This window comes from Aminobacter sp. P4_H6_2, from assembly GCF_056400805.1.
This window is the reverse complement of record NZ_JBFUKO010000682.1, coordinates 1-2746: the sequence shown is the minus strand read 5'-3', so window position 1 is coordinate 2746 and position 2746 is coordinate 1. Positions and strand designations below refer to the sequence as shown.

Below are 2746 nucleotides of genomic sequence, written 5' to 3'. Positions count from 1 at the left end.
GAGTATGACGGCGCGCGCCTTGGCCGTTTCGCGCGCTACGGCATCGGCTTCCTATTGGCGACGGAAAGTCCATTCGGCATCGGCCCACTCCTCTTCGGCCAAATGTACGGTGAAGACACGCATAACATCTGGCTCAAGGCCTTGATGGACTATGGCTGGCTCGGCTTCGCCAGCTATCTGACACTGATTGTGTGGACGATCGCGGCGGGGTTCCGGATCCTGCTGCGTGACCGGCCGTGGCAGCCCTATCTGCTGTGCGCCTATGTCGTCTTCCTTGGCCATGTCGCCCTTGGCTCAGTGATCGATACCGACCACTGGCGCCACTTCTATCTGTTGCTCGGCCTGATCTGGGGCTCGATAGCCCTGGAAGCCCGTCATCAACGGGCCATGGCACATCACGCCCGCTGACTCGTCACCGCCACAGGCGTTGCGCACAACCCCCTGCTATTGTGAACGGTCCGGCACCCTTTTGCCGGCTCAACTCGGCGTGACTGCTTTGTGAATCAGAGTGACCGTCCAGCCCATGGAATTCGGAAAGGTAGGCGCCTATCTGAGGGTGGTAAGCGAAACAGCGAAATAAAAATCGCATCGCTAAGAAACATTGAAAGGACTACTAAAATGAAAAAGCTCATTCTCGCGGTATCTGCTGTTGCGTTCATGAGTGGCGCAGCTCTCGCTTCTGGCTCTGAAGGCGTTGTTGCCAAGTTCAATCCGGATGTTCGTGTAATTACTCTTGACAATGGCAGGAGCTATACCATCCCACGCCACATCGGCCTTCCGCAGGTCCAGGTTGGCGACAAGGTCTCCATCAACACCAAGAGCGACGATGCCGATCAGGTAACGTCCGTGCTGCGCGCGCTCTAAGCCGCGACCAAAACTGCGCTACACCGAAAGCCATGGGCTCCTCCCGCCCATGGCTTTTCGCGTTTTCGACGCCAAAGTCATACTCAGTTTTGAAGCTCTAGTGCCTCGAGTATGCGCATCAGCGACCAATTCACAACAAAGCGTGATCGTTTCGTGTGTCGAAGTGACCGGTCCGGGCGTAACTTTTTCGGACACATCCCGTTTCTCGAAAGGTCAGTGAGCGGAAGCCCCAGCTCTCACCCGTCCGCTTGGCCATCCCAAGGAGAAATGCCATGAGGAAACTTGCTCTTGCGGTTGCAGCAATCGTCCTGACGTCAGGCTCAGCATTTGCCGATGTCACCAATGGTGTTGTTTCCCGTTACAATCCCCAGGTTCGCGTCATCACGCTGCAGAACGGTCAAAGCTATACCGTTCCCCGTTGGGTGCCGCTGCCTGCCATCCAAGTCGGCCAAAATGTCACCATCACGTCCCGGGACGATGGTGGAGATGTGACCAGTGTCTTGACCGGTTCACTTTGGCAAAGGCGATAGGCACCGACTACCGGCAGGCCCCAGGGGCCACCGCAACCAAAGGCCCGATTTCATCCCGACCTACACCAAAGCCATGGACGGCAACGTTCATGGCCTTTTTTATTCTGCGGAGAATCTAACACAAGAAACCGTGAATGATTTGTGTAGTGAGTTTACCAACCTCCATGTAACCAACGCCGCTGCCAAACGTTATCCCGTAGTCAAAGCAATGGAAACTTCCAACAAACCCTTGCTTGTAATAGCTGAATGCAGGAGAAGTAATATGAAAAAGCTCATCCTTGCTGCTGCAGCGCTTACCCTCATGTCGGGCGCCGCACTTGCCACCGAGATCGACGGCGTCGTCGCGAAGTTCAACCCCGCGGTTCGCGTCATCACGCTCACCAATGGCGAAAGCTATACTATTCCGCGCGACGTCGCGATCCCGCCGCAACTGGCTCCCGGCAAGCGGGTGGCAATCGACGAGCATGACAATGGCGCGAAGATCGAATCCGTGTTGGTGCGGTCCTACATGTAATGCAGCAGACACGCCCCAGCAGAAAATCACGCCATGGGCGCAACCGCGCCCGTGGCGTTTCTTGCAGTAGGCAGGACGTGCTTACCGACAGGTGCCGACCGACTTTGACGGCAGAACCTGCCGGCTGGCTGGTTCGCTTTCAGTCGATCGTTAGGGGAAGGGATAAAATGGTCGGAGTGGCCGGATTCGAACCGACGACCCCTTGACCCCCAGTCAAGTGCGCTACCGGGCTGCGCTACACTCCGGACCGAGGGGAGCCATATATATTCAGGGGTTGCGGCGCAAGAGCTAAATCGAGCCTTGAGAACAGAAGCCGATCATTTGCGGCAATGTGGGGCCAACCCAGACGAAAAGTCCCACAGAAAGTCCCACAGTGTTCCCTAGCCGTTCTGTGGACAACAACCTTCCCTATCGCGTCCGAATCATTTCTCCAATGTGAAACTATGCCGGCTTCGCCGGCTCATCCTTGGAGGCGTAATGGGTCGAGATGGCAGGGCTGGCGTCTGATGCTTTGGTGCAAGGATATCTGGAACTATCTTTCATCCCGATTTCGACCGCTTCAGGGGAGACAAGGAATGAATCAGGCCAGCAATCAATGGGGTGTCGAACTCAGCGGTGCCGACGAGGACAAAAAAGTCTGGGCGTTGTTGCTGAAGCCGCCGTTTGATCCTTTTGTCGAGGAGGTCAAGGACGAACGCGGCGATTTTCTCGTCTTGCGATCCACGAACTTTGACGGGATCGTTAGTAGCCACGAGGTCCACAAACTCGGTAAGGAGCTGTTCAGCACGCTGAACGTGGTGATCTCTACGGACGCTGACACCGACCCCATAGCGTATGG

The 2746-nt window shown here is 56.2% G+C and carries 4 protein-coding genes, 1 tRNA gene and 1 pseudogene; 5 read left to right on the top strand and 1 reads right to left on the bottom strand.

Features of this window, described 5'->3' with window-relative positions; translation table 11 throughout:
• The 4 genes and pseudogenes from AC1DUU_RS28565 to AC1DUU_RS28550 form a co-directional block, all read left to right on the top strand.
• Positions 1-408: pseudogene (locus tag AC1DUU_RS28565) on the top strand (hypothetical protein); the annotation flags it as partial.
• A gap of 210 nt (positions 409-618) precedes the next feature.
• Positions 619-864, top strand: a complete 246-nt coding sequence (locus AC1DUU_RS28560) for a DUF1344 domain-containing protein (protein ID WP_476786703.1) — start codon at positions 619-621, stop codon at positions 862-864.
• Positions 865-1136: 272 nt separating this feature from the next.
• Complete coding sequence (locus AC1DUU_RS28555; protein ID WP_476786702.1) at positions 1137-1394, top strand: DUF1344 domain-containing protein; 258 nt, start codon at positions 1137-1139, stop codon at positions 1392-1394.
• 262 nt (positions 1395-1656) lie between these two features.
• The gene (locus tag AC1DUU_RS28550; RefSeq protein ID WP_476786701.1) at positions 1657-1908 is read left to right on the top strand and encodes a DUF1344 domain-containing protein; all 252 of its coding nucleotides are present in this window, start codon (positions 1657-1659) and stop codon (positions 1906-1908) included.
• A 168-nt stretch (positions 1909-2076) separates the two neighbouring features.
• Here AC1DUU_RS28550 and AC1DUU_RS28545 read toward each other — a convergent pair.
• Positions 2077-2153: transfer RNA gene (locus tag AC1DUU_RS28545), tRNA-Pro, on the bottom strand.
• Positions 2154-2483: 330 nt separating this feature from the next.
• On the opposite strand from AC1DUU_RS28545, the gene AC1DUU_RS28540 reads away from it, so the two are divergent.
• Positions 2484-2746 (top strand): hypothetical protein (locus AC1DUU_RS28540; RefSeq protein ID WP_476786700.1); only part of this gene is annotated, 263 nt, incomplete at its 3' end.

Excerpts from the sequence above, each read along its gene's own strand:
- AC1DUU_RS28560 (WP_476786703.1), top strand. The coding sequence starts at position 619 with ATGAAAAAGCTCATTCTCGCGGTATCTGCTGTTGCGTTCATGAGTGGC.
- AC1DUU_RS28550 (WP_476786701.1), top strand. The coding sequence starts at position 1,657 with ATGAAAAAGCTCATCCTTGCTGCTGCAGCGCTTACCCTCATGTCGGGC.
- AC1DUU_RS28555 (WP_476786702.1), top strand. The coding sequence starts at position 1,137 with ATGAGGAAACTTGCTCTTGCGGTTGCAGCAATCGTCCTGACGTCAGGC.